Below are 25,615 nucleotides of genomic sequence, written 5' to 3'. Positions count from 1 at the left end.
TAATTTGAAAAAAAGATTTATAGAATATATAGAGTATATGTTAAAAAATTATAGAGGAGAGTTAAATGGAATTTTGTCCTGAATGCGGAGCAATGATGCTTCCTAATAACGGAATTTTGAAATGCAATTCATGTGGATATTCTAATGAACAAGAATTAGGTGACGAATACAAGGTTGCCGGTGAAATAGAAGAACATGAAAGTGTTAAAATGCTTGGTGAAGTTGATGATATGCGTTCAACCATCAAGGAAACCTGTCCTGAATGCGGACATGATGAAGCTTATTATGAATTGAAACAAACCCGTAGTGCTGATGAAGCACCTACACGTATTTTTACATGCGCAAAATGTAAACATACCTGGAGAGCCTATCACTGAGGTTTTTTATGAAGGATTCTAAAGAAAAAGAGCATAGGATTTCTAATCTTAAGGACATGATAGACAACATTTCAAATGAGCAGGAGCCTAGTGACAACTCTGAAGAATTTGAAGAGGATATCGAATTGATTAACTATCTCAACGAAAATCATGATGAATATGATGATCTTGAGATAGATGATGAATTTATCTATCATCCAGGAGATGACGACGAAAATGCTATTAATTTAGAAGAAAATATCGATGAAGATTTTATAATCAAAACTCCTGATGAAAAAGAAAGTGAAAATGATGATGAGGCTTATGAAAGCGATGATATCTTTGAAGACATTACAAGCGAAATGACAGAAGGCTTTGACAATTTCATTAATGCAAAGGTTGGAAGAACTCCTGTTTTAGCAATCATAAGTGCCTTTCTAGGATTGCTGCTTGTGGCCATTGGCGCATTCATTTTCTCATCACGCAGTGATAGAGTTATAGACAATGTTGTTTCAGGCGAAACCAACTTTATTTCAGTCATATTCTTTATATTTGGATTATTACTCTTAATTTACGGATTATACAAGATAATTGGATTCAGAAATCCTCTTGAAGGGATAACAAACAGTATAGATTCTATCGAAAAGGATGAAAAAGATAAAAAAACATCCGCTAAAGAAGAACCTGACCCAAAAGTTATCCCAAAAAGCAACATTCCTCTAGACAAGGAATCCTACAAAATCGGCGAATTCAACATCAAAGATTTGAAAAACAAATTAAGAAAACCATCCAAACCGAAAAAACCAGCGCCACCGACTCAAGAAGAACTTGATAAAATTCCTCCAGCACGTGAAAAGCCTGAAGACAAGAAAGGTTTGACCGCTGACGAAATTGAAGAGATTGAATATGAACAGGCGGTTCGTGAAGGCGAATCCATTGACGACATTTTTGCCGAAGTTGAAGATATCGAGGACATGCCTATCATTTCTGTTGACAGTCAAGATAAAATCGAAAAATAAAATTACTTTTTTAAACGGGCCTGTAGTCTAGTCAGGATATGACGCAGGACTTCGGATCCTGAGATCGGGGGTTCAAATCCCTCCAGGTCCGCTATTTCTTAACCCTAACAACCGCTTCCTTAAAGAAATCAGGTATCAATGATCTGTACATCGGGCTTTTGAACAGCATGTTAATGTCGCTGTCAATGATGTATGTGTAGCATGAATCGTCTTCGGCCCTCATACCACGCCCATAGGCCTGCATCAGGGTCATTACTGTTTTGTAGGCATACCATTTCTTATCCCTTTTCATTCTCATGTTGACCTGCTTGTCACCGAGATAAGGGAACGGTATCTTATAGATTACCTGGAATCTGCATTTGTCATATGGCAAATCCACACCTTCACTCATGGACGGTGAAACCAAAACCAATGGATTTTCATCTTTTTCAAAGAAATTAAGAATCTGTTCCCTGTTTTTAGATGAATGTGAAATTAACCTTGAATTATAGAGGTTATTGAGAATGTACTGCTGGCATTTATAGCTGTGAGTATGGATTAACCCCTTGTCGCCCTCATGCTTTTTAAGGATTTCCTGCAGAATCGGAATGGTGTTGGGAGCTGTGTTTTTTATTCTGTTGGCTGACATTTTTCCGGCCAAATCCAAAATTATAGGCCTCTTTTCCTTTGTAAACGGACTGTCCACCTTGATGTGATAGACTTCATTCGGATTCAGACCCAGCCATTTTGAAAACATCTTGTGTGAAAGTATTGTAGCGCTCATGAAAATGACAACGTCCCCATACTTCAACAGATTATCCTTGGCATAGTGATGAACCCTTAACGGTTTGAATACCACTCCGCTTTCATCGGCATCAATTACCCAATTTTTTGGTTCCTTTTCAAGATTGTTGGTCAGGGTTTTCAGCCTTGAAATGGTTGATCTGATTCTGTCAGCCTTGTTTTTTGAAACATCCTTCAGGTCTATGTCCTCATAGCTTTCACGAATGGCTTCAATTTCCATTTTCCATTCTGGAAGTTCCCCATCCTTTAATGTTTCTTCGGATATGCGTTTGCTGATGTCCTTTTCAAGGGTTCTGTTGTATAATGTAACCTCCATTGTCGCCATCAGCTTGTTTTCGATGTTATGGGCCTCATCCAATATCAGCAATGAACGTGGAGCGAAATGCTTTACATAATTGAGCTCAACGATTGCATAATCATAGTTCATCAGTGTGATTGGAGAGTTGATTGCATTTGCCTTTTGGTTCCAGTAATGGCAGTGGCTTGGAGACTGATAGAAAACGGCTCCGCCGAATGAATCTTCAAATGCAAGTTCAGCATCCAATGTAGGATTTTTAGCAATTCCGTAACGGCAGAAAAAGTTGCTGGATGTAGGTGTTGTCTTACATGCACCCATATCACAGGTTGTCTCCAGATTATCATTCAGGCAGGCAAAGTTTCCCCTACCCTTAACCAAAGGAAAATCAAACTCATTGGAATACTGGGCCTGCAGCTGTTTTGTCATTGTCAGGATATATGCTGATTCATACATTTTGGCAAGGGTTGTGGCTATCGCTGACTTTCCTGTACCTGTTCCGGCCTCAAGAATAATGTATTTGTATCCCTGCCTGATTGCATCGTTTATATCCTGTATGATTTCAAGCTGACCTACCCTAGGTTCTGTAAAAGGGAAGTTTTCTATGATTTCATCATCTATTGAAGGGTGAATCTCCTTTAGATATGCTGCGGTTCCTTCATCTAACTTGTGGTTTTCGACTGCATAAACCTCCGGAATCTCATCATCCAAAATGGAAGATGTTCTAGGTTTGGAAAAACTAAACAAATTAGTTGGTCCTTTACTTTTATTATTACCAGACATTCCGCAAGTACAGTTAACCTTTAACATTCCGCAATTCGGACAAAACATAGAATTAGCCATAACATTATATTAGTTGATATCCTATAAATAAATTATAGAAAGAGCATTTGGAGAATAAAACCAAAAATAAAATATTGTAATGCAAAGTGATTATATGGCTGAAAAAGGAAAATTATATGGAATTGGTGTTGGACCCGGAGATACAGAATTATTAACTTTAAAAGCGGCAAGAATTTTAAAAACAGTGCCGGTCATATTTACACCAAAATCATCAAAAGAAAAAGAAAGTATTGCCCTATCCATTGTAAAACCAGTACTTGAAGAAAGAGACGATTATAAAAGATTAATGCTTGTAACCCCTATTTTTCCAATGATTGAGGATAAGGACGAACTTGAAAAAATCTGGACAAGCGCATCAGAAATGATAGCCCAATACCTCAACAGCGGAAGGGATGTGGCTTTCATCACATTAGGCGATCCTTCAGTATTCAGTACCTATGCATACGTTCAAAAGAAACTGATTGACGAGTATGAAATCGAAACCGTGCCGGGAATTACCTCATTTACAGCCTGTGCCGCTGCCAGAAACAAGGCACTGGTGGAACAGAACCAGATATTAACAATTGTTCCTAAAATTGACGACAGGGTGGAACAGGTTCTTGAATACAGTGATTCAGTTGTGCTTATGAAAGCTTCAAGAAACACTTCACAACTGGAATCAACAATTGAAGAGAAAAACAGGCCTAAAGAAATATATTCCGTGCAGAACTGTACACGCGAAAATGAAAAAATAATTGAAGGCTTTTCAAACGAAAAACCTTATCTTACAACTACAATTATCAAGTTTGAAAACGATCAGTAGGATTTGATTCCTAACGGTTCTATTTCAAACACACATTTTTCATCTCCCATTGTATAGCATTGGGTTTCAATGACGCTGACAGGGAGATTGAAAAATTCACTGAACAATCCTTCAAGTATTCCGGTGTCCAAAAAGCATGCCGGTTTTCCTGTTTTTGGAAGCAAACCACATTCAAAACAGTCGTATGTTGTAATCTTGATAATCTGACCAACCTTGAAGGTCATTCTACCCAAACCTTTTCTTTGCCAGAATTCGGCAAGATTGTCCATGAAAATATCCAAATCGTCATCATATAACTTGTCAAAAATGGACCTGCCTATACTGTTGCCTGTAGACTGTAAAATAGGGTCAATATTTATTCCTTCCTGAATGAGCATGGCCTTGAGAGTGTGGAACAGCAATGTTGAAAATTCAGCATCCTCATCCACAATGTGCTTTACCAAATAGTCGGCCTGGGTTTCCTTGATTTGTGTCGGTTCGGAAATGTCGACTGAACCTATGTATTTGGAATTCAAATAAAATATCTTTTTCCTGTTGTCGACTGGATGAACCTTATATGAAATTATTCCACTTTCTCTTAAGCTTTTAAGATGAACTGATACTGTTGATTTTGACTTTCCTGTATTGCTAACTATTTCATCAAATTCCATGTCTCTGTCCCTTAACATCTCCAAAATGGTAAGCTTTACGGGGCTTTTGATGACATTGACTCCGATATTATCGTTGGAATTTGAAAAAATCTGAATTGGTTTCTGTTCGCTCATGTAAAATATCCCCCAATTATATAATTATATTTGATATAAATGGGTTTATAAATATATCTATAAACCGAAAGAGCTATGTTTGTTTAATAATTTTATAAATTTAATGAACAAACATTATATAAAAATCAAAATGAATACGAACTGTTCGTTTAAAAACATATAAAATAGTTCGTATACCTAAATAGTATCAAGGAAAACACTATATTTTGAACAGCGCTTTTGCATTTTGAGAGGTTATTTCCATAACTTCGCTTTCCTTTAAATCCAACTCCAAAGCCAATTTTCTTATGACATATTTAAGATTTAGCGGAGTGTTTCTTTCTCCTTTTGTTTCTTTGGGAGCCATGTACGGTGAATCGGTTTCCACAAGGACATGGCCAATATCTATATTATTTACTGTTTTTCTTGCTTTTTTGTTGTTGGGATGGGTAATCGGTCCCCCAATTCCAATATAAAAACCCAATTTAACGAATTCACGAGCCATTTCGGCTGAACCCTGATAGGCATGCATGGAGCCGACCACATCATGTCCTTTAATCATGTCGAAGGTGTCCTGCATTGATTTTCTCGAGTGAACAATTACCGGCAAATCATGTTTTTCAGCCAGATCAAGCATCTTTTCAAACAATTCCTTCTGTGCGCCCATATTGTCCTTTGTATGGTAATAGTCAAGACCAATTTCGCCTACTGCAACCACATTATCATCAGCAAGCTGTTCATCCAACAGATTAATGTCCTCATCAGTTATTTCATCTGCAAAAGAATAGAAATATCCCAAAGCGCCGTGGACATTTTCATATTTGCCTGCCAAATCCAGCACTTCCATGTTGCTTAGGGGGTCTGTGCCGTTCAATATCATATGTATGTCATTTTTTGCCGCTTGGCGGATTATTTCCTCAGCATCTTCCATTTCACTGCTGTAGACGTGGCAATGTGTATCAATCATCATGAGAAATCCTCTGAAAATCTTTGCATTAAGTTTTTATTGTTGTTTTTCTAATAATAATATAATTAATCAAATCAAATTAAATTTTTTGGTGAATGACATGGATGAGAAGTTTTCAAGAACAGAAATGTTGATTGGAAATGAAGGGATGGAAAAGTTAAAAAACTCCAAAGTTGCAGTTTTTGGTATTGGAGGCGTAGGTTCCTTTGTATGTGAAGGACTTGCCAGAGGCGGAATAGGCAATTTCATTCTGGTGGACTATGACAAGATAGATGAAAGCAACATCAACAGACAACTTATAGCAACAGTAAACACAATAGGCAAATATAAGACCGATTTGATGAAGCAAAGAATCCTGGAAATCAATCCGGATGCAAACGTTGAAGTCTATAGGGAATTCTATATGGACGATTCGGAAATTGACATCATTACAAAAGACCTATCATATGCAGTTGACTGTGTGGATACCATAATGGCCAAGATTGCGGTAATATGCAAATGTGATGCCCTTGACGTTCCTGTCATCTCCTCAATGGGAACAGGCAACAAACTGGATCCTACAATGTTTGAAGTGGCCGACATTTACGACACCACAGTATGTCCTCTAGCCAGAATAATGAAAAAGGACCTTAAAAAGAGGAATATAGAAAAATTAAAGGTTGTGTATTCCCAGGAACATCCGATAAATACAAATGACTGTGCCATTAATCAGGACAAAAAGTTTAAGGTGAAGGGTAGCGTCTCTTTTGTGCCGTCAGTTGCGGGACTGATAATTGCCGGCGAAGTGATAAAGGATATTGCCGGTGATTGAACAACCATCTAAAAGATGATTGGAAGTTCAAGGCCTAACTACTTCTGTTTCAGAAGAATGCCAATAAAATAACCGAGCAAAACACATCCCTGAAACTGAATATTATATCATGTTAACATATATTAGTTTTGAAGATTAAATTAAATTCATGAAGAAATTTTTGAAATTTGCATTGAAACCCCAATGGAAGACAATATCAGTCATTTTCGTGCTGGTAATTCTTCAGACTGTTTTTCAAATAGAAATTATTAACCAGTTCAGTTCCGCATTGATGGACCTTAAATCTCAGGAAATTAATCTGCTTTTCGATGATGCGGCATTGATGCTGATATTAACAGTGCTTTCAATGATTTCAATTTATGCAACTTCCGTTCTCGCAACAAAAGTTTCTTCAAAGGTCGCACACGATACCCGTGAGAAAATCTTCCATATCCTGATGAACCTTCCTGATGAAGAGATAAACAAATTTAAAATTACAGGCCTCATTACAAGGTCAACCAGAGGAATATATTCCGAACAGGGCTTCCTAATCATAATCCTAAAGCAATTTATTGTGATTCCCTTTGTATTTATAGCTATCGTGGTTGAAATAGCCTTGATTGACATGACTTTTGCTGCATTGTTTGCGACAGTCATCCTCATACTCACAGCAATTATAATTTTAAGATTAAAGCAGCTTACACAAATATACTTTAAGGCAAAAAAGACTTATGGAAAGATTAACCAGTTGTTTTTTAACAAAATCAGCAACATAGCCAATGGCATCCCCTTTAAAAGACAAGAAGCTCACTGTGAATTTGAAAAGGCATGTGAAGATTCCTATAACAAAAACATTACCTATCTGTTAAGCCAGTATTACCTCGGACCCATACTTCTGTTGGTTTTGGATGTCCTTATTGTGGTCTTGCTGACAATGATGAACTTCGGATACTCAATCGGTTTTGAAGCCGAAAACATCATTGATTCTGTAGTCATCATACAGTACATACTTTACTTCATGACCACATTGGTGATTGTTCCGACAATGATTGAAAGATGGCCACGTTCATACGCCACATCAGTACGTTTGGAGGAAGTATTAAATCTTGAAGATAAGGTAATTGAAAACGAAAAAGCATCAAAAAGAATAGAAATCATTGAAAAAGATATTGAAAACGACTATAAAAACACATTAGTCGACAGAAAAGAAATTGCGCGAAAATTCAACATGGTATTGAGTCACTACAGGATTCATGTAATAATCTCGATGGTTTTACTTACAATATCCACATTGTGCATCGTATATGCTCCTAAAGTTGCAGGAAACATAGTTAATATGTTTTTATTTGATTCTGATTCACCAAACACAATTTTAGCAAATATTGGATTATTGTTTACATTATATTCTGTGGGTTATCTGCTTAAATTACCTTCAAATAGATTTATGGCTTTTGTAAGTGAAAAGATAGCTTATAATTTAAGAATGGAACTGTTTGATAATCTGGAAACTATCGGTCAGACATTTATCCAAAAGAATTCGAAGGGACATGTCCTGTCCAGACTCAACAACGACCTGATGAACATCAGGGAGTTCATTTCAATGCACATTTCCGAAATTATAGCACAATTCCTATCCATACTGTTTGTAATCGTGCTGATTTTAACAACAGACTGGAAACTGAGCCTTATTTATCTTATAACCTTACCTATCTATTTCATTTGTTTTTATTACAGTGACATAAAGTCCAAAACGCTATATGAAAATCACAAAAAAAATTTGGGAATAATGATGAGCTATTTTGAAAGAAGCCTGACTAATCGCAGCAAATTCCATGAAAAAGGGTTTGAAAAAATCAATGAAACTGTAACAGACCATTACATCAAATCAAGAAACATTTCCAATGCGGTATTTCCGATTACAACCTTACTTACAAACCTAAGTAACATTTCCGTTTACATTATTGGATTTTACTTTTTGGTGACTAATGAAATACAATTGGGAACTCTCCTTACCGTTATTATTTACGGACAATTATTAACAAAACCACTTAAAAAAGTAAGTACATCACTGATTTCTCTTGAAACATCATTTTCAAGTATGAAAAGAATATTCGGAATAATTGAATTTGAAAAATTTAAATAACATGGATTGGTGTTTTATGAATTTTAGAGATTTAACTGATTTAATCGAATTCGGAAATGATAAAATAACCATTTCTGAGGATGTTATTTTAGAGGAAGAAACTTTTACTTCAGCCAATGCGGACAATTTGGTTATTGAAGGATGCAATCACACAATTGACGGCAACGGCCAAACATTTCATTTGGACAATAACTCAAACCTGACTGTAAGAAATGTCGAATTCAAGAATTTTAAAACGCCATATCTGATGACATTGCTAAAAAACAACAAAACACTTTCATTTATCAACTGCAAATTCATCAATCTTGATTGTGGATACGGCCTAATTTCAAACAAGGGAAACGTGATTATAGATAACTGTGAATTCATTGGCAATGACGGCGTTATTCATGAAAACTATGGAAATATGAAGATTATTGATTCAAACTTTAAAGACAATTCCGCAGAATATACAAAAACCATATGCAAAAATTTTGAAGACTCCACACTGATTATTTCAAATTCCACCTTCAGTGAAAATTTCACCAAAGGGGACGGTCTGATTCACAATAAGGGAACTTCAAAAATAACAGATTGCAGTTTTCATGATAATCTGGCTAGAAACAATGACATATGTGTTATTTACAATGAAAAAGGCGTTTTAACAATTGAAAAATGCAACTTCAACAACAACCGAAACGAATTTTGCACCAATGATTATGGAGGATATTTTGTCTCCATCCTAAACAGATCAGGCAATGTTTTTTTAAAAGATTCGAAATTTGAAAGCGAAAATCAAGGCTATGGAAAATCCATTTGTAATGGAGGTTATTTTAATATAGTCGGCTGTTGGTTTAAGGACAGCCAAATTTTAAACATTGGAATTGACGAGGCTCCATCAAGTTTTACAGACCGATATTACCTTAAAATTGAAAAATCCCAATTTAGAGATGAAAACAATATAATTATTAGAAATTGCAGCAGCTGTAAGATCATATCCTGTGACATAAATGATAATTATATATCAAATGAGGATGTGATAGTGATTTCCAGAGAGGATTTCAAAAAGTTAGAAGAAAGTAACGGGAAAATTAATAACGAATTTGAATCAGCGAAAATTGTTATTGATTGAACCTCTCCAACTTAAATAAGACTGATAATTCTTGCACTAGTCAGATGAAAAAGTTGCGATATTTATCGATTTGAACTACCTCAAGCTGTAGAGTTCGAGTAGTTCAATTTTTGACAAATATAAAATATTTGAAATACTCACCAAAACGCTCTCAATAAAGTCCTCCATTAATTAAAGTAAAGTAAATATAGTTATTTAAATAAATATACATTCATGAGCGAAAATGATAATAAATTCCCTGAGTATATTACTTTTCCAAGAACTTTTGAAAGTTATAAATGGTATAAACCATTGATTGTACTTGTGATTGGAGCTATTGTTTATTTAGTATTGCAAACTTTGATATTTGCAATTTTTGGCATAATATATGGTTTTGATGTTATTTCTCCTTTAGTAAGTGGAGGATATAGTTCATTGAATTCTGAACTTGGAAGCTATATAGGTTATCTGTCTGTAGCCATTTTCATTCCTTCAATATATATTGCTTCCAGGATTGTTCGTGACAGACCTTTTTCATCATACTCCTCATCCCGCGGAGGATGGAACTGGAAACTTTACTTTAAATGTTTAACCATTCCATTAGCAATATCCATAATATATCAGGTTATAGCTGCCATGATAACCGGACGACAGGGTCCAAATACATTAACACCAACATTCTTCATTATATGCTTAATAATCATCCCCCTCCAGTGTATTGCAGAAGAATACCTCTTAAGAGGTTTTGTAATGCAAACTATAGGATCATGGTTTAATATACCTGTCCTGGCATTGATAGCTCAAGCAGCAATCTTTGCATTAATGCACCCCTACAGTATTTTAGGAGTAATTGGAGTGTTTATTGATGGACTTGTTTTAGGATTTTTTGCTTGGAAGACAAACGGTTTGGAACCTGGTTCAGCGTTCCATAGCGTGAATAATTTTACTATCGCAATGGTTGTGGCTTTAGGATTTGACGTGTCCACATCAACAATTGACATGACCAATTTTGTATCAACAATCGTCATTACATTAATTACTGCATTTGCATTATATTACATAGGTAACAAAAAAGGATGGTTTAGCGAAAAAACAGAGAAATGTAAATTGATTTAATTGGATATTGAAGTAAATTTTACTTCTATCCAATCCCCATAATTATAATCATGTAAATAAACACATCTGTACACAAATGAGTAATGTATGAAATCAAGACATTTTTTGTTTTGATATATCCTATAAACTCAAATACTGAACCTAAACCCTGAATAAATAATGCAAACAAAAGCATTTTGAAATCATATGCATGAATGCATGCAAAAAGCACCATTACTACAAGCACTGATACTATTACGGATAATTTACGATTATCTGTGTATTTAAAGAAAATTCTCAAAAAGAAAATGAATGGAATGAACTTAATGAATTCCTCACCCATCAATGAAAATATCAGTGGAGGAATATCCATGAATGTAATTGTTGAACCTCCATCCGAAGAACCAACAATCCCGAAATTTGATAAAACGATAGTCATTACATAAGCATATAAAATATATGCAATAAAAAGACCTATTGCTAAAGCAACATCTTTTAAGGCAGGTTTTTGAAAAATAGCTTTATAATCCCATTTCAAAAAGTATAATACCGGAACGATAAGGACAATACAAGCTATAATTCCATGCCAAAACTGTGATCCCTGTACAAAAACATAACCTATCACAAGAGCAAGGAATAATACTATCCAGCCTATTTTTGAAATACGAGGATTCTTTTTATAAATCGGAAAATCCAAATCCTTGTTTTCAAACTTAAACCAATCGATATTTGACATGAATAATTATTTGAGCCAGATAACTATTAAATATTGTTAATTGTAATTATACCTTTAATATGATAAGGACATAAATAATTAACAATGTTTCAATTGCGCAAATTAAATTCATTGTTAGTCATAATAATCATACTAATTATCACATCCCATGCTTTATTAGCCAGATTAATTCTTGCAGAATTAATTACCTATACCCAAATACTATTGTAACCGGTGAAATACTATTATTCTTTGTCATAGTCCATATAATCATAAGCCTATATCTATTTATTAAAGACAAGATTAGTCAGAAAAAAATACATATTTATCCCCAAATTAATAAGGATACGCCAGTTCAGGCCATTAGCGGAATATTCATAATCATTTTTATTGTAGCGCATGTTCTATCATACATTTATCTTCCGGCATACATTCCGAATTTCAGCTGGCAAATTACTCATCTGACTATTGATACATTATTCTTTATTACATTATTCATCCATTTGCAAATAAGCATTCCAAGGTTATTGGTTTCATTTGGATTTTTAGTTGAAAAAAATGATTATAACAAATGCAGGAAAGTTGTTAGAATCCTATTGAGTATAACATTTACATTATTGTTCCTATCAGAATTATCCTATTATATTCTATGAAAGAGTTGGTTTTAATGGTAAAAGAAATTATTGTGATTGGTGCGGGCCTTGCAGGATTAACATGCAGCGTAAAATCCGCCAGTAAAAATATTCATGTGAAATTATTTTCACCGGTGCAATCAGAACGCTCACAATCAGTAATGGCAATGGGAGGAATAAACGCCGCATTAAACACTAAAGGAGAAGACGACTCCGTAAATGAACATTATACAGACACAATTAATGCAGGACAGCATATCAATAACCATAATGCCGTTGAAAAACTGACAAATGATGCACCGGAAATAATAGATTGGTTAAGCAGACTTGGAACAAGTTTCACAAGAGATGACAACGGCAATGTGGATATCAGGTACTTTGGCGGGCAAAAGAAGATGAGAACAGCTTACGCCGGTGCAAGAACCGGGAAACAGATTCTAACAGCAATCAACACCGAATGCAGAAAATGGGAATATAAAGATAAAATTAAAAGATATGTTGGCTGGAGATTTTTATCATTAATATTGGATGATAATAAAGTTTGTCGTGGCGTAGTCATGATTAACGAAAATACGGAGGAAATAAGAGATTTTTATGCTGATTTTGTTGTCATAGCATCCGGCGGCATGAATAAGGTTTTTGGAAAAATCAGCGGATCCCTGCATAATGACGGATTTGTAACCGGGAAATTATTACGTCAGGGCGTTGAACTGGCCAATATGGAAATGATACAGTATCATCCGACAACAATAGAAACCCCTGTCAAACGAATGCTCATTACTGAAGCAGCCCGTGGAGAAGGCGGCAGATTATACACTTTGCGCAATTGTGAAAAATGGTATTTCATGGAGGAATGGTATCCTGAACAGGGCGCCCTAATGCCTCGCGATGTTGTATCTAGAAGCATATACAGAGTATGTCATGAATATGGCCTCGGAATTGATGGTGAAAATAAGGTTTATTTGGATTTAACTCACCTGGATGAAAAAACCGTCAAAATTAAACTCGATGAGGTTTATGATGTTTGTATGAATTATCTAAATCTTGACCCCACTTGTGAGCCAATTCCAATTTATCCGGGTGTCCATTACTTCATGGGAGGCATACGTACCGATGATGCGCATAAAACCAATATTGAGAACCTATTTGCTATTGGAGAATGTTCCTCCCAATATCACGGCGCCAATCGTCTTGGAGGAAATTCATTGCTTGGAGCCATACATGGCGGATGGGTAGTGGCCGAGCAATTGGAAGAAATACAATGTGAAAATGACAATTCTAAAGAATATGGAAAAATATTAAACTGCGAATATGAAGCCTATGAAAATTGGAAAGAATTGCAAAAAGAGAACAACAATGTTTCATCATATGAAATAGAAAAAGAAATTGCAGATATAATGAACAAAACCATGGGAATTTACAGAACGGAAAGTGAACTGAAAGATGGATTAGGGAGATTGGATTTGCTTGAAACAATCCATGTAAACAGCCATGGATGCTATTATGATTACATTTTATTAAAATCATTGATAAGTATTGCAAAAACAATGTTATCCTCAGCATTGGCAAGGAAAGAAAGCAGAGGCGCTCATCAAAGATTAGATTATCCCGAAACAGATGACAAATACCTGAAAACAACCGTAACATCATTTGACAATGATAAATTAAAAATTACATTCAACGATACCGAAGAGAGAATGGGATGGTAGTATGGAGTCAATAACCGTAATTATAAAAACATCGGAAGGGATGAAGGAATATGCCTATGAAGGAAATCTCAACATTCCAGTAACTACCCTACTGGAAAGAATCAATGTGAAACATGATATAAAAATTCATTATTCATCAAGCTGTCTTCAAGGACTGTGCGGCAGTTGTTCAATGATAATCAATGGTTTACCCCGACTTGCATGCAAAACATTTGTAAATGAAGAAGAAATGACCAAAAAAACCCATAAGATTACAATAGAACCCTTAAGCAAGTTCCCTATTGTAAACGACTTGGTTGTCGATAGAACTTCCATGTTTGAAAATATTAAAAATTCCCGCCAATGGCTTGAAGAAGAAGCTAGTATTAATACTGATAATTTAGAATATGAATATGAAGTATCACAATGTTTGATGTGCGGGTGCTGTTTGGAGGCTTGTCCTAACTATACTGGTGAAGATGACTACTATGGTGCCATTTTACCTGTGACATCTTCTAAAATATCAAAGCAAGAAGGTGACATGGATAAACAAAAGTTTCTTAAAGAAAATTACAGTAATCATTTCTATAATGCGTGTGTGAAATCTCTTGCCTGTGAAAATGTTTGTCCAATGAATATTCAAACACAACGAGCTATTTCAATAATGAATCGCCATTCAATTTGGAAATTCCATAAATTATTGAAAAAATAACTGAATAAACACGAACAATTCGTATAAAACTTATAAAAAAGTTCCGATACTTATCGATTTTCCCACTAAAACTCAAATATATAATTAATAGAAATAAAAATTGAAAAAACAAGCAAATAATTGAAAATATCTTCCAAAAACAATGCCAAATCAAAAAACGAAGGTTCAAGACCAAAAGTGGCGTTTTAAAATGAATCTATCGCAGAGATTCAATTTGGAATGACAATCGCAAAAAGGATTTTGAAAATAAACAAAGTTTTGAAAGAGTCCTAAAATTCTTATCATTTTGAAAAGAAAAAAAATAAAAAAATGTTCATGATGCATTATCATAAACATCTTTATTTCGATTTTGGAAGAATTTGATAATTGCCGGCATTATTAGCATCACAAATAACGGGAACATGAAGAAATTTAAAAGGTTTGAAATTTGTGGATTGAAACTGCTTTTTATTAATGGATATAAAATGTTCATAATAATCATATATCCAATATAAGCCCCACCAATTCTTAAAAATCTACGTTCAATAGGTCCTTCACAGGAAAAATTAATGAACCTTCTTTCAATTACCCATGATATTAGTATGCCCATACAAAATCCTACATCTTTATATGCTTCAACAGCCATTTTAGCAGGTTCAACAATTAATTTACCAGCCGCATTATAATCCATTGGATATGATTTGAATGTAGCATATGCTATAAGCAAGATAGAAAATACTATTCCTGCACCCAATAAAATTAAGTCAAAATTAGGGTTATCATCTAGTTTTTCAAATAATTTTCCAACAATCCATAATGATGCAAAGGCAATTACTAAACCGACAACAATATCCAATAAACTGTGAACTCCAAGATAACAACGGGAAAAACAGATTAACAATAAACAGATTATTGAAAAAATTTTAAATCCTTTTGTGAAATTTCCTTTAAGAAATGTTCCCAGGAACAATATTCCCGAAGATGTTGCATGTCCACTAGGAAGTGAATATCCAGTTGCATCTTTTAAAGCTCCTTCGTATGGATGAATTTTAGGGTCTTCAATCCAAGGACGATATACGCATGTTGTAAGTTTAATAAAACTATTTAAAAGACGTGAAAATGCAAAAGATACCAATAGATATTCTCCAAATTTTTTATCATATGCCCAATAGAGTATTCCTATTAAAAATAGGATTATATGTATATTTCCAAATTCAGTACAGCTCATGAAAAATTGGTCAAAAAAGCCCCCTGAGGCTTCACGAAGTCCCTGTAAAAATAACAAAAATACATTTGTTAAAATTCAAATCACCTCATTTAAGATTATATATCTTTTCATAGTTTATATTTTTCTTTTGATAATTTTTGTTCCAATAAGCATATGACAATTATCTATTGAAAAATAACATTGAAAACAATTTTTTGATTAAACCTGAAAAATACGAATAATTCGTATAAAACTTATAAAAAAGTTCCGATGCTTATCGATTTCTGACACCAAAACTCTATAGAGAATTTATTTTTTTGGTAATTAGAAATTTTGCAAGTCATTCCAAATCCCAATTTACTTTATGCAATTTAGTCACAAAATATAATACAAATCTTCCCAGTAATTATATGCAAATTAGTCATATGAGTTTGTGCAAAACTGCATTATTAAATGAAATTAAAAAAAATAATTATTTATATCCATAAAAACAAAGTATTATTTAATTAATATCAGTTAGTTTAATATTTTTTTAAAAAATTTGTGAGGATGAACAATGTTTACTAATAAAAGCCCTTCTAAAAGGGATTATGGAATAGATTTGCTTAGGATTGTATCAATGTTGATGGTGCCTATGGTTCATATATTGGGCCAAGGGGGAGTGATTGGTGCTACTGTGCCACTTTCACCACAATATGAATCTGCATGGTTATTAGAATCAATATTATTGGTCGCTGTTAATTGTTTTGTTTTAATTACTGGTTATGTTTATTATGGTAAAGAAACTAGATATTATCGTTTGTTAACACTATGGGCGGAGGTTTTATTTTATTCTATAATTATTATAATTGCGTTGAAATTCATATTCCCTAGTGAAATTGGTTTGGAACAATATTGGAAAGCAATTATCCCTACATTTTTTACTAAAGCTCAATTTAGTAGGTATTGGTTCTTTACAGCCTATGTAGGAATGTTCTTAATTTCACCATTCATAAACCTTGGATTAAAACATTTTAATAAAAAACAAGATCTCTCAGTATTCTTAAGCGTATTTATTATATTTTCATTATTGCCTGCTGTTTTAAATCAGGATATGGCATTCACTCTTAATCAGGGATACAGTGTTTTGTGGTTTGTTGTTTTATATTACACAGGAGGTCTTTTACATAAATATGAAATATTTAAAAAATTAAAAGGTTACAAATGGCTTTTGATATATGTTGCATGTTTCTTAATGTCTTGGATATTGAGATATGCGCTTGATGTATCAGGTTTAATAGAACCTGGATTTAATTTATATTCCTTTAATTGTTATTTATCCCCATTATATTTCATTGGAGGCATTGCATTATTCTGTTTCTTCAAAAAAATGAATATTACTAAATCAGGAATTATATCCATTATCAAATTCTTTACTCCAGTTTGTTTTGGGGTTTATCTTATCCACAATAACATGTCACTTGCATATTTCTTCTTTGATGGTAAATTTGAATTTATAGCTCAAATGGATCCAATTTCATTGTTTATAAGTGTAATTCTTATTGGAGCAGGAATATTTGTTGTTTGTGGTTTAGTTGACTGGATAAGAGAATTATTATTCAGAAAATTAAAAGTTAAAGATAGGTTTGCAAAATTTGAAGAAAATGTATACTTGAAATTTGATAATTATCTTAATTCAGATACTTAAATGATGCAAATCATTTTTTAATTTTTTATTTTGTTTTAAGAGTCCATTAAAGTTATTAACTCTTCTAATTTTATTTTTAAATCAGCATTACTATTCATTTTACTTATTTTTTCAAGAATCTAGAAAGTTTCATATAAACCCCCACAAGTTCCAATACTTATCGATTTTTAACCTCTAAAAACCCTTTAATTTATATAAAGAAACCCAAAAATAACACGAACAATTCGTATAAAACAAAATTATATATAATAATATAACACAAATAATTATTAATTCGTAAAGAATTAACCAAAAAAACGGAGATTTTAAAATGAAAGCTAACGCACAAAAAATAGCTGATGGAGTATACTGGATTGGTGTACTCGATTGGGATTTAAGATCCTACCACGGATATACCTTAGACGGAACCACATACAACGCATACATTGTATTTGGAGAAGACGAAGTGGCAATCATTGACAATGCCTACCCTGGAAAAACAAAGGAAATGATGGCACGTATCGATGACGCATTCGCACAGGAAGGAAGAGATGTAAAAGTTGACTACATCATCCAAAACCACGTTGAAAAAGACCACTCCGGTGTTTTGGTGGACTTGCACAAAAGATTCCCGGAAGCACCAATCTACTGTACCAAAATTGCAGTAAACGGACTTTTAAAACACTACCCTGCACTTGAAGGCGCTGAATTCATCACTGTCGGAACAGGTGACAGCTTGGATGTTGGCGGAAGAACCTTAGCATTCCTGGATGCATTCCTCCTGCACTGGCCGGACAGCATGTTTACCTTGCTTGCTGATGAAACAGGCATCTTATTCCCTAACGACGCATTCGGTCAGCACTTATGTTTCACCCAGAGATTTTCTGATGAAATCCCTGAATACGTATTGATGGATGCCGCTCAGAAGTTCTATGCAAACCTTATTACCCCGCTTTCAAAGCTTGTGCTTAAAAAATTAAATGAAGTTGTGGAATTGGGATTATTAGACTCAATTAAAATGATTGCACCGTCCCACGGTCAAATCTGGACCGACCCTATGCAGGTTATTGGCGCTTACCAGAACTGGGCAACAGGAGTATGTGAAGACAAGATTACCATTATCTACGATACCATGCACTACTCAACCCAGCAGATGGCTCATGAAATTGCAGAAGGTGCAATATCTGAAGGATACGACGTTGAAATCTTCTTCCTTCACGAAGATGAAAGATCTGAAATCGTCAAAAGCATCCTCACCAGTAAAGGAATTGCTGTTGGAGACCCTACCATCAACGATGTGCCATACCCAAGTATCGGAGACATCATGTACTACCTTAAAGGATTGCTCTTTAACAGAACCGGAATTGTGAGAAAAGCAGTTACCTTCGGTTCAATGGGTGGAAAAGGAGGAACTCCTGCAATGCTTGCTGAAGAATTAGGAAACTGCGGATTCGATGTAGTTGACACCCAGGAAATTACTTTCGTTCCAAACGCTGAAGAAGACGAAGCAAGCTACGAGTTAGGTAAAAAACTGGCTCAGGCATGTAAAGAATTATAATATTAAAAACTAAAATAATATTAAAGGAATGATTATTATGGTAAAATACGAACATGAAATCGGAATTACAAAAGACACTCCTGTAGAAAACTACGTTGCAGGAAACTTTGAAGGAGAAACCAACGAAGTTGGTATTTACTTAGCTATGTCCAGACAGGCTTCCAGAGCAGGTTACGGAGAATTAGCTGAAGTATTCAAAAGATTAGCATGGGAAGAAGCTGAACATGCTGCAAGATTCTGTGAAATGAACGGAATCATCAAAGACGACCTCAAAGCCAACATCGAATGGATGATGGGCGGAGAAAAAATGGCTAACGCTGAAAAAAGAGAAGCAGCTGACAAAGCTGAAGAAGCCGGAATTGAAACCGCTGCTGATTTCTTCCGTGAAAGCTCCAAAGACGAAGGCCGTCACTACAAAATCCTTGAAGGTATCCTGGAAAGATACTTCTAAACCGAAAGAATTTAAATATTCTTTCCTTATTTTTTCTTTTTTTAAATAAAACCGGCCCCCAGACTGAAAACGATTACCATACCCATTACTACAGACAATGCGTTTACGATTGGCTTTGCCTTTTCTTCGGACAGTTTATATCTGAGCAGTATTTCAAGCATGTGGCCTCCATCCAAAGGTTTGAGCGGAAGCAGGTTGAACAGTCCTATTCCCAGATTCAGCATGAACATCCATTCAAACAGCTCGGAAAGCTCAAACAGAATCCATGGTATAGGTCCGAGACTGTCGTTTATTAACTTGAAATGTTTGGTTGCCTGTATTCCGAAAAATCCTCTTGATTCGTTGCTTGGGTTTTTATCCAGCGTAATCGTATATGTGCCCTGGTCCGTTTTGACAGTTACGTTGTCTTTCGGAGCAAATGAGCTTACAACCTCACCGTAATCTGTCGAATTTGTTATTTTATGATTGTCTATTTCCTGCAGAATCATTCCTTCCTTTAAAATTCCGTCGGAAGGTGAATCTGAAACAATCCTGTCGATTGCAATACCGTCTTCTGCAAAAAATGTTGGAATTCCTGCAGATATTAACGATACCAAAACAAGAGCTATAAGTGCAAGTGACATGTTTGCAACAGATCCTGCCGCATAGACCCTAAGCTGTGATGACTTTTTGGCCTGCTTAAGTTCCTCCTCATCAGGCTCGACGAACGCTCCCGGCAAAATTGCAAAAAGAAGCAGTCCTATTGATTTTATGGAAATCTTTTCTCCGACGGCCTGTATACCATGTGAAAATTCATGAACTATAAGCACGCTTGCAAGCGCAAGAAGACCGTATACGAATGGAATGTAGATTGATGAACCCGGCATTTCCACGCCCGGAACCACAATGGATACCGCAGGTGTTTCAAAAACTGACGGCAGCGAACTCAGTATCGTCCATGTAATGAATATCATTGCCAAAAATGACACTACAATGCCCGCATTCATGAACCATCGCCAGAATTTAGGTGAAAAATTAGATATTCTGGATATAAGGCCCCTCAGCCTTTTGGTCTTCCACATTATGATTGGAAAGTTGGTTTCGACACCGTACTTTTCAAGTCTTGTATTCAATGTTAAAGCCAATATCCAGATGACAGCAAAAGCTATCAAATAATAATAAATCCCATTCATTAAAATGCCTCTTTACCTACCAAAGTAGTGAATCAAAGAAGACAACATCAACTATATCGCCCTTCTGATATCCTTCATCATTTTCGTCTATGATGATATAGCTGTTCGCCTCAACCATTGACCTTATGATGCCGGAACCCCTGTTGAGGACATGCCTTGTATATTCCTCATCGGTAACCGAACGGATGAAATCTGTACGTCCGAGCTGGGAGGGAACCTTAAGCTGAGATACCTTTTTGACTATGCTGAAGTCAAACGGCCTTCCCTGCATTTCAAACAGGTATTTTCTTGCAAAAATGTCAAACTGAGACATTGCCGCTACAGGCTGGCCTGAAAATGTAAATACCATTTTATCGTTTACAATTCCGGCACCTATAGGTTTGCCCGGCCTTATTGCAACGCCGTGGAACAATATCTCACCGATATCATCAACCACATCAAGAACAACATCTCCCTTACTTATGGCTGTTCCTCCGGTGGTCATTATGACATCATAATCTCTTGAAGCTTCAAGTATTGCATCCCTGACTTCATCGAATGTGTCTCCTGCATGTGAAATATCACAGGTTGCCCCTGAATCCTCAATCATTGCCTTAATTGTAAACTGATTGGAATTGATAATTTTTGCCTTGTCAATTTCCTCTTTTGTCGGCTCCACCAGTTCATTTCCTGTTATGATAAGCTTGATTTTAGGCTTTTTGAAAACCTTTACCCTGTCATAACCCGCTGATGCAATCAGACCCATCTCGGAATATCTGATGAAGGTGTTTTTCGAAAGGATTGTCTCTCCCTTTTTGATGTCCTCGGCCTTTGGGCTGACATTCTCACCGGGAGTGACCTGGGAATAAATTGTCAAGTCATCCCCGTCGGTTGTGGTGTATTCCTTCATTATGACCGCATTGGCGCCCTTAGGAATCGGAGCTCCTGTAGCAATAACGATAGCCTCGTTTTGCCCGACAGTCTTTTGTGAAAAATCCCCCGCACCGATTGCATCTATAACCTTCAGCTGTTTTGGAGCTGACTGTGACGCTCCAAAGGTATTTTCACCGATAACAGCGAAACCGTCCATTGCAGATTTATCGAAAGGTGGAGAGTTATGATAGGCCTTAATGTCTTCAGCCAATACCCTTTTGTGACAATCGTGTATTGATATTTCCTCCACGCCTGTGAATTTCTGATTGTCATTGATAATCTTTAAAGCGTTTGACAGCGAATCCAATTTTGATAAAAACATGTAAAAAACTCCCCCAAGTTGTTTAAGCCATGTACTGTTCTAAAACTCCGTGATATGCATCATTCAAGTCATCAAAGCTGAATTCGTGATCGTTAATGTTCAGGCTGGTGCCCTTGACTTCACCTATGATTTGTGCTTCAACATCTATTTTTGCCATGATATCATCAGCTGCATCTGCCTTAACGGTTAAAAGATATCTTCCATGACTTTCTGAGTAAAGCAATTGGATTTTATCCAGTTCATCATCGGTTAATGTTACATCACAACCCAAACCGGATTTGATTACCATTTCTGAAAGTGCCACAGCAAGACCTCCTGCTGAAACGTCGTGAACTGCAGTGATGTTTTTGTCAGTGTCTTCATCGATAAGCTTCAATACAGTCTGACCATTAGCTAGTTCCTCATCTATTCTGATTCTTGGAGCGGTTCCAACTTCCAAATTATGAATGGCTCTGTGGTATTCTGAACCTGTAAGCTCATCATAGGTCTTACCGATTAAAATGATTTTGTCCCCTTCATTTTTAAAGTCCATGGTTCTGATGTTTTCAATCTTTTCAACACCGATTACTCCAACTGCAGGGGTTGGATTGATTTTGATTCCTTCTGTTTCGTTGTAGAAACTTACATTTCCGCTGATTACCGGAGCATTGAATTTTTCTGCAACCAAAGCCATTCCTTCAATTGCTGTTTTGAATTGCCATAATATTTCAGGTGTTTCAGGATTTCCGAAGTTGAGACAGTCAACAACCGCATAAGGTGTTGCTCCCATTGAAATCACATTTCTGATGGCTTCGGCAACGCATCCTGCTGCCCCGTCGAATGGGGAGAGCTTTGTGTGGATTGTGTTTGAATCTGTTGTAAGTGCGATTGCTGTTTCATCATCTATTCTCAATACTGCAGCGTCATCGCCAGGCTTTACGACTGTCCTTACCTGTACCTCATGGTCGTACTGTTTGTATACCCACTCTTTTGAAGCGATGTTTGGAGAGGATAATAATTTTGGCAGGGATTTGTAAACTCCAGGTTCCTTAAGTTCTATTTTTTGTGTGTCTTCCGGAACTTCAGCTATCGGCCTGTCGATTGAAGGAGGGTCTGCTAAAAGAATTGTTGGAAGGTTTGCAAGCTCTTCACCTTCATCTGAAATGATCATGTTGTTTCCTTCGATTACCTCACCGATTACTGATGATGTGATTTCATGCTTGTCGCAGATTTTTTGCGCCAGCTCGACATCGTCAGGGTTTATGACGAATACCATTCTTTCCTGGGACTCTGAAAGCATTATTTCATAAGGAGTCATTCCGGTTTCCCTTAAAGGAATTGCGCGCAAGTCAACCAGTGCTCCGTTGTCTGATGAGTCGACAAGCTCTGAAATGCAGCATGTAAGGCCTCCTCCACCGAGGTCCTTTACACCGCTTACGTTGATTTTTTCCAATATTTCCAGGGATGCTTCCAATACTCTTTTTTTGGTAAACGGATCTGCAACCTGAACTGCAGGACGGTCTTCGGTTTCAGAGTCAGAAGTCAATTCTTCTGATGCGAATGTTACTCCGTGGATTCCGTCACGGCCTGTTGTTCCTCCCATCAACAGAAATACGTCGCCGATGTTAGGTGCCTCTGCCCTTACAATCTTATCCTTTTCGACAAGTCCCACACACATTACGTTGACAAGAGGGTTTGTCCTGAATGATTCGTCGAATTCGATTTCACCTGCTACGGTAGGTACCCCTACACGGTTTCCGTAATCGGAAATTCCTTTTACGACATGCTCAAATAAGTATCTTGATTTTTCATCTTCTTCAAGAGGTCCGAATCTAAGTGAATCGAGAAGCGCTATTGGCATTGCTCCCATGGAAATGATGTCCCTTAATATTCCACCGATACCTGTACCTGCTCCGCCGTATGGTTCGATAGCGGACGGGTGGTTGTGGGATTCCATTCCAACTGCAAGTGCATATTTGTCTGTTACGCTTACAAGTCCTGCGTCATCGCCGGGACCTAAAATAATGTTTTCTCCTTCTGTAGGAAATGCCCTTAAAAATGGCCTGCTGCTTTTGTATGAGCAATGTTCTGAAAACATCACGTCAAGCATGCCCTCTTCAAGCTCGTTCATTTGCCTGCCGAGAATTCCTTCAATGTATTCTATTTCAGAATCAGCTAAAGTCATTTTAACACCCTTAATTTTTAATTGAAATAATTACCTTTTCTCCTTCGATATCCCATTGTTTAGTATAATCTTTAGAATCTTTACTGCACTCTTCTGTGTCGGTTATAATCAGGCTTTTTGCCCTTACCTCATGAGAGATCACTTCTGATTGCGGAACAATCAGTTCCTTGAATTCGGCTGAGGTTTCAACGTCCACGCTGATGTTTGCTTCAACGTCAAGGTCCATGTCCTTTCTCATGTCCTGAATTCTTCTTATGAGTTCACGGGCCATCGCTTCCTGTCTGATTTCAAGAGTGACGTTGGTATTTACAAACACGTTTCCGCCTTCAAACTCTGATGATACAAAGTCGTCGGGAAGTTCTGAGTCAAACAATATTTCTTCAGAGTTTAATTCAATGCCTGCAACTGTTACTGTACCGTTTGCATCCAAATCAGCTTTTATCTGATTGCCATCAGCTGTTTTTAGGCCACCTACAACTTTGCCCATGTCTCCTTTAAGTTTAGGGCCTAAAATCTTGAGGTTAGGCTTTGCGATGAATGAGAGTTTTTCAAATTCGCTTGCGCATATTACCTCTTTGGTATTTGACTGGTCCTTGATGATGTCTGTAAGCTCATCTATTGCGCTTAGGACATTTTCATCCTGTGATACGACAGTGATGTCTGATACCGGCCATCTGAGTTTGTACTGTGCCATGTCCCTTGCCCTTATGGATGCGTCAATCACTTCACGGGCGACGTCCATCCTGGCTTCCAGTTCCTCATCGATTGCATCCCCGTCATATCCCCAGTCGTTCATGTGAATGCTCTCTGGAGCCTCCGGGTTTACTCCTTTTACAAGGTTTTCATAGATTTCCTCTGATATGTGAGGAGCTATTGGACATAATACTGAGATTAACTTTACCAGTGCAGTGTATAAGCTGTAATAAGCGCCGAGTTTGTCCGGGTCGTCGCTTTCAACCCAGGTCCTTCCACGGATTAACCTTACATACCAGCGGCTCAAGTCTTCAAGTATGAAGTTGTTGATTTTTCTTGTTGCCTTGTGGAAGAATACGTTGTCGAGGTCCTCTCCGACGTCTTTTACAAGGGAATTGGCTTTTGAGATAATCCATTTATCTTCCGCCCTTAAAATCATGTCGTCTTCTGTTAGTCCGATTGGGTTGAAGTTATCTAGGGACATGTAGGTTGTTGAGAATACGTAGATGTTCCATAGGATGTTGAACATCTTGTTGATGTTTAAAATTTCCTCCCATACGAACTTGAGGTCGTCCCATGGCTTTGAAGCCCACAGGAGGTAGAACCTTAAGACGTCGGCTCCGTATTTTTCGATTACCTCTTCGGGAGAGACAACGTTTCCCAGGGATTTTGACATCTTGTTTCCGTTTTCATCGAGAACAAATCCGTGCATCAGCACTTTTTTATATGGACTTTTACCCATTGAGATTACTCCTGTTCCGAGCTGTGAGTAGAACCATCCTCTGGTCTGGTCATGGCCTTCTGTAATGAAGTCATAT

General features: G+C 36.4%; 21 protein-coding genes and 1 tRNA gene. 13 read left to right on the top strand and 9 right to left on the bottom strand.

Annotated elements, in window-relative coordinates; translation table 11 throughout:
• Positions 1-65 precede the first annotated feature (65 nt).
• The 3 genes from Q0W04_RS04100 to Q0W04_RS04090 all read left to right on the top strand — a co-directional run bounded on the left by Q0W04_RS04100 (position 66) and on the right by Q0W04_RS04090 (position 1,466).
• On the top strand, positions 66-377 hold the full coding sequence (locus tag Q0W04_RS04100) for a transcription factor S (RefSeq protein ID WP_298500687.1): 312 nt from the start codon (positions 66-68) through the stop codon (positions 375-377).
• An 8-nt stretch (positions 378-385) separates the two neighbouring features.
• A complete protein-coding gene (locus tag Q0W04_RS04095; protein WP_298500685.1) occupies positions 386-1,375 on the top strand; it encodes a topoisomerase IV in 990 nt (329 codons plus the stop codon).
• 16 nt (positions 1,376-1,391) lie between these two features.
• A tRNA-Arg gene (locus tag Q0W04_RS04090) sits at positions 1,392-1,466 on the top strand.
• Here the strand turns inward: Q0W04_RS04090 and Q0W04_RS04085 are convergent.
• Positions 1,467-3,296, bottom strand: a complete 1,830-nt coding sequence (locus tag Q0W04_RS04085; protein WP_298500684.1) for a helicase C-terminal domain-containing protein — start codon at positions 3,294-3,296, stop codon at positions 1,467-1,469.
• A 94-nt stretch (positions 3,297-3,390) separates the two neighbouring features.
• Here Q0W04_RS04085 and cobI point away from each other — a divergent pair, with 94 nt between their 5' ends.
• Positions 3,391-4,098: a precorrin-2 C(20)-methyltransferase gene (gene cobI, locus Q0W04_RS04080; protein WP_298500683.1), complete on the top strand. Its 708-nt coding sequence runs from the start codon at positions 3,391-3,393 to the stop codon at positions 4,096-4,098.
• Here cobI and Q0W04_RS04075 read toward each other — a convergent pair.
• A complete protein-coding gene (locus Q0W04_RS04075; RefSeq protein ID WP_298500682.1) occupies positions 4,092-4,862 on the bottom strand; it encodes a V4R domain-containing protein in 771 nt (256 codons plus the stop codon). The two genes, cobI and Q0W04_RS04075, sit on opposite strands and share 7 nt — an antisense overlap.
• Before the next feature lie 199 nt (positions 4,863-5,061).
• A complete protein-coding gene (locus Q0W04_RS04070) occupies positions 5,062-5,811 on the bottom strand; it encodes a TatD family hydrolase (protein ID WP_298500681.1) in 750 nt (249 codons plus the stop codon).
• A 97-nt stretch (positions 5,812-5,908) separates the two neighbouring features.
• Here Q0W04_RS04070 and Q0W04_RS04065 point away from each other — a divergent pair, with 97 nt between their 5' ends.
• The 4 genes from Q0W04_RS04065 (at position 5,909) to Q0W04_RS04050 (ending at position 10,947) form a co-directional block, all read left to right on the top strand.
• On the top strand, positions 5,909-6,619 hold the full coding sequence (locus tag Q0W04_RS04065) for a tRNA threonylcarbamoyladenosine dehydratase (protein WP_298500680.1): 711 nt from the start codon (positions 5,909-5,911) through the stop codon (positions 6,617-6,619).
• Positions 6,620-6,767: 148 nt separating this feature from the next.
• Positions 6,768-8,741, top strand: coding sequence for an ABC transporter transmembrane domain-containing protein (locus tag Q0W04_RS04060; RefSeq protein ID WP_298500679.1), 1,974 nt, complete (start codon positions 6,768-6,770; stop codon positions 8,739-8,741).
• A 16-nt stretch (positions 8,742-8,757) separates the two neighbouring features.
• Positions 8,758-9,852, top strand: coding sequence for a right-handed parallel beta-helix repeat-containing protein (locus Q0W04_RS04055; RefSeq protein ID WP_298500678.1), 1,095 nt, complete (start codon positions 8,758-8,760; stop codon positions 9,850-9,852).
• Positions 9,853-10,065: 213 nt separating this feature from the next.
• A complete protein-coding gene (locus Q0W04_RS04050) occupies positions 10,066-10,947 on the top strand; it encodes a CPBP family intramembrane glutamic endopeptidase (RefSeq protein ID WP_298500677.1) in 882 nt (293 codons plus the stop codon).
• 25 nt (positions 10,948-10,972) lie between these two features.
• On the opposite strand, the gene Q0W04_RS04045 is transcribed toward Q0W04_RS04050, so the two are convergent.
• Entirely contained in the window at positions 10,973-11,662 is a 690-nt protein-coding gene (locus Q0W04_RS04045; RefSeq protein WP_298500676.1) for a type II CAAX prenyl endopeptidase Rce1 family protein, read from the bottom strand.
• A 646-nt stretch (positions 11,663-12,308) separates the two neighbouring features.
• On the opposite strand from Q0W04_RS04045, the gene Q0W04_RS04040 reads away from it, so the two are divergent.
• Positions 12,309-13,982 (top strand): FAD-binding protein, encoded by a 1,674-nt coding sequence (locus Q0W04_RS04040; protein WP_298500675.1) that lies wholly within the window; start codon positions 12,309-12,311, stop codon positions 13,980-13,982.
• A gap of 1 nt (position 13,983) precedes the next feature.
• A complete protein-coding gene (locus tag Q0W04_RS04035) occupies positions 13,984-14,673 on the top strand; it encodes a 2Fe-2S iron-sulfur cluster-binding protein (protein ID WP_298500674.1) in 690 nt (229 codons plus the stop codon).
• 313 nt (positions 14,674-14,986) lie between these two features.
• Here Q0W04_RS04035 and Q0W04_RS04030 read toward each other — a convergent pair whose 3' ends face one another.
• Positions 14,987-15,880, bottom strand: a complete 894-nt coding sequence (locus tag Q0W04_RS04030; protein WP_298500673.1) for a phosphatase PAP2 family protein — start codon at positions 15,878-15,880, stop codon at positions 14,987-14,989.
• A 535-nt stretch (positions 15,881-16,415) separates the two neighbouring features.
• Between Q0W04_RS04030 and Q0W04_RS04025 the strand changes: the two genes are divergently transcribed.
• From Q0W04_RS04025 to Q0W04_RS04015, 3 genes are all read left to right on the top strand, one after another.
• Positions 16,416-17,546 (top strand): acyltransferase, encoded by a 1,131-nt coding sequence (locus Q0W04_RS04025; protein WP_298500672.1) that lies wholly within the window; start codon positions 16,416-16,418, stop codon positions 17,544-17,546.
• Between the two features lie 310 nt (positions 17,547-17,856).
• Positions 17,857-19,083, top strand: a complete 1,227-nt coding sequence (locus Q0W04_RS04020; RefSeq protein WP_298500671.1) for an FprA family A-type flavoprotein — start codon at positions 17,857-17,859, stop codon at positions 19,081-19,083.
• A 37-nt stretch (positions 19,084-19,120) separates the two neighbouring features.
• Positions 19,121-19,534 carry a ferritin family protein gene (locus tag Q0W04_RS04015; RefSeq protein ID WP_298500670.1) on the top strand — a complete coding sequence of 138 codons (414 nt, stop codon included), beginning with the start codon at positions 19,121-19,123 and terminating at the stop codon, positions 19,532-19,534.
• Positions 19,535-19,575: 41 nt separating this feature from the next.
• On the opposite strand, the gene Q0W04_RS04010 is transcribed toward Q0W04_RS04015, so the two are convergent.
• The 4 genes from Q0W04_RS04010 to Q0W04_RS03995 all read right to left on the bottom strand — a co-directional run.
• Positions 19,576-20,706 (bottom strand): site-2 protease family protein, encoded by a 1,131-nt coding sequence (locus Q0W04_RS04010; protein WP_298500669.1) that lies wholly within the window; start codon positions 20,704-20,706, stop codon positions 19,576-19,578.
• Positions 20,707-20,722: 16 nt separating this feature from the next.
• Entirely contained in the window at positions 20,723-21,940 is a 1,218-nt protein-coding gene (gene glp, locus Q0W04_RS04005; RefSeq protein ID WP_298500667.1) for a gephyrin-like molybdotransferase Glp, read from the bottom strand.
• 22 nt (positions 21,941-21,962) lie between these two features.
• The gene (purL, locus tag Q0W04_RS04000; protein WP_298500665.1) at positions 21,963-24,104 is read right to left on the bottom strand and encodes a phosphoribosylformylglycinamidine synthase subunit PurL; all 2,142 of its coding nucleotides are present in this window, start codon (positions 24,102-24,104) and stop codon (positions 21,963-21,965) included.
• 10 nt (positions 24,105-24,114) lie between these two features.
• A partial coding sequence (locus Q0W04_RS03995) for a class I tRNA ligase family protein (RefSeq protein WP_298500663.1) occupies positions 24,115-25,615 on the bottom strand: 1,501 nt, incomplete at its 5' end.

The sequence above is a fragment of the uncultured Methanobrevibacter sp. genome (genome assembly GCF_947170395.1).
In the GTDB taxonomy this organism is placed as follows: domain Archaea; phylum Methanobacteriota; class Methanobacteria; order Methanobacteriales; family Methanobacteriaceae; genus Methanocatella.
Note: the sequence above shows the minus strand (reverse complement) of the source record. Positions and strands in the feature narration are given on the sequence as shown.